The following is a 1,882-nucleotide window of genomic DNA, read 5'->3' as shown; positions in this document are numbered from 1 at the left end:
TTGACCTCACCGTGCGGCCCCGGGGTGGTCTGACAGACCGTCACGCTCTTCTCGTGCACGTCGATCCCCGCGCACCGCTCGTACAAAACCTGCATTCTCCGGCACCTCCCGAACCGCCGGCGGGCCCCCTCTTCTGCGGAGATTCTCCCCCGCGTGCTCACCCTGGAAGGGTGGCGACAGACGGTGCCACCTCAGGGGCACCCAGGCCAAACTCAAGGACGGGCTCTTGGCACCCAGGCAACCCGGCCTTCTCCAACCGGCTATTGCCACCAGCGTACCGCATTAGCACGGGATTTTCATCCCCGGTGGTGCCGCGGAGCGGCATGAAGAACTCAAAGGACTGAGGGCAAGAGCCCGGCGGAAATCAAAGAGCTGTGCGGCCCTTCCGCGGCGCGGGCAGCCAGGAGGGGGGCCGAGATCGGTTGAAAGGGGGCAATTGCCAGGGCGGACTTTGCGATCTAAGTGTAAGGCCGTTGTGCCGCACGGCCCTGGCTTCGGGTTCGGCTTGGGGCGTCGGTCCGCTAAGGCGTCGGCTGAAAGCGTGTCGCCGCAAGTCGCTACCTTTCACGCGTGGTTTGTCCGCGTCGAGCCGCGCCCGAGGTTGTGCAGACCGGGGAGAGAGCCAGCGCGGATCTTCACCCGTGGCTCAAGCCCTCCCTTCGCCGGGTGGGTAGGCGAGGTTGGCCGTGTGTGCCAGTGCCTGGGGCTGCCCCGTGGGTGCTGCGCGGGGCGTATTACATTCGGGACGGCGGAACTGGGTGACGGGCGCGGGTTTGCTCGCAGCATGTAAACACCAGATCATGGTGCTTACACACTGCGCCGGGATGGCAAAAAGCCTTGCGGTGCAAGGCGAGGGGTGATCCGCGCAGGCGGGCGTGTTTACACGACAACCGTGGCTAACGGGCCACGTTTACAAGGCCGCTTCCGGCGCGGCGGAGGTCGTTGAGCCACAGGGGACTGTGGCCAACGGGGGTGTTTACTATAAGGAGGGGAGACCATGAAGCAGGTTGTGGCGGTGAGGCTGGCACCTGAAGACGTGGAGTTGCTGGACCGTCTCGCGCGAACCCACGGCTCGCGGGCGCGGGCCGTGAGGTTTCTGCTCAGGCACGCGGGCGGAACAGACCTGGAGCTTCGGGATGAGATTGCCAAGCTGCGAGAGGAGGTTGCGGGCCTGCGGGTGGCGGTGGAACGGCTCGCCCGCGTAGAGGCTCCGCTTCCGCGGGAAGAGGAGTGCGAGCCGCGGGATGCTGGGGATGCTGAAGCGGTGCAGCAGGTGCTGGACGCGCTGCTCTCGATGAGCCGGACGGCGAAACTGGAGTAGGCTCGGGCCTTTTTCGTGCGCGCCCGGCATGTGCGCTGAGTTGGGGTGAAAAATTCCCTGTTTGGGTGAGGTGGGGGAACCCGGCTGGCCAAGGGCAGCGGCTGCGGCCGTGACGCGCGGCCTGAAGGAATGTGATGCCGACCGCGACCCCATCTGATGCCGACCACCGTTGCACATGATGTCGACCAGGGTTCCACGCGATGGCGGCCAGTCGGAGCGGAGCGACGCTGGTAGGTGGTCACGAATCGCAGTGGTCGGCTTCCCGTGTGCTGTTCTTCACCCTTCTCATCGATTCCCCCCTGAGCGTGGTCTTGTGGGAGTTGTGAACGAGCCGGTCGACGATGGCGTTGGCCACGGTGGGGTCCGAGATCGTCGCGTGCCAGTGCCCGACGGGAATCTGGCTGGCCACGACGGTGGAACGTGTCCCCGTAGGAACCGTCTGCCCGCGCGATGGCCAGTTCCGAAAGCAGCCTGGGTACCCGGTAGGTATCTGGCGCTGAACCCTTGCCGGCAGGCAGCGTTGGCGAGCGGACACGCCACGAAGGTCTTGCCCACTCCGGT

General features: G+C 65.9%; 1 protein-coding gene and 1 pseudogene. One reads left to right on the top strand and one right to left on the bottom strand.

Going from position 1 to position 1,882, the window contains the following annotated elements; genetic code table 11:
- Nucleotides 1-997: 997 nt before the first annotated feature.
- Nucleotides 998-1,321, top strand: a complete 324-nt coding sequence (locus tag AB1609_22735; GenBank protein MEW6049251.1) for a hypothetical protein — start codon at nt 998-1,000, stop codon at nt 1,319-1,321.
- A gap of 238 nt (nt 1,322-1,559) precedes the next feature.
- On the opposite strand, the pseudogene AB1609_22730 reads toward AB1609_22735, so the two are convergent.
- A pseudogene (locus tag AB1609_22730) lies at nt 1,560-1,882 on the bottom strand (ATP-binding protein).

The organism is Bacillota bacterium, from assembly GCA_040754675.1.
Classification (GTDB): Bacteria; Bacillota; Limnochordia; order Limnochordales; family Geochordaceae; genus Geochorda.
This window is presented reverse-complemented; position numbering and strand designations above follow the sequence as displayed.

Excerpts from the sequence above, each read along its gene's own strand:
- AB1609_22735 (MEW6049251.1), top strand. The coding sequence starts at position 998 with ATGAAGCAGGTTGTGGCGGTGAGGCTGGCACCTGAAGACGTGGAGTTG.